The following is a 486-nucleotide window of genomic DNA, read 5'->3' as shown; positions in this document are numbered from 1 at the left end:
ACTGGTGGCCGCACCGCCGGCCGCGCCGTTACCGGCGGTATTGCTGCCGCCCGTGCCCGCCGCGCCCGCGCCGCTGGTCCCGCCCGCCGCACCGGCACCGCCCGCGCCGCCGGTGGCGGTGCCGGTGCTGCTGGTCGCGTTGCCGGAAGTGCCGGCGCCGCCGGTGCCCGAGCCGCTGCCGCCTGTCGAGGTCTGCGCGGGCGGCGTGGCGGGCGTGGTCTCGGAGCCGCCGGGCGTGCCGGCGCTATTGGACGACGATGCCGAACCGGTGACCGCGCCGCCGCCAGTGCCGCGGCTGGTGGCAGCACCCGAGCCGCTGCCGGCCATGCCGCCCGCAGCGCCCGAACCGCCCATGCCGGCCATGCCGCCGTTGCCGCCGCTTGCACTGCCCGCGTTACCGGTCATGCCGCCGTCGCCGCCGTTGCTGCCGGTTGCCGCGCCGCTCATGCCGCCGGCGCCGCCGGTCGAACCGCCATTGCTGCCGCC

The 486-nt window shown here is 79.6% G+C and carries 1 protein-coding gene; it reads right to left on the bottom strand.

Annotated elements, in window-relative coordinates; all coding sequences use genetic code 11:
- On the bottom strand, window positions 1–486 hold a 486-nt coding region (locus ACUJB0_RS31730; RefSeq protein ID WP_444848735.1), incomplete at both ends, for a hypothetical protein.

This window comes from Duganella caerulea, from assembly GCF_040362985.1.
GTDB lineage: Bacteria > Pseudomonadota > Gammaproteobacteria > Burkholderiales > Burkholderiaceae_D > Rugamonas > Rugamonas vulcania.
The sequence above is the reverse complement of the archived record's forward strand: the minus strand, read 5'-3'. Positions and strand labels throughout refer to the sequence as shown.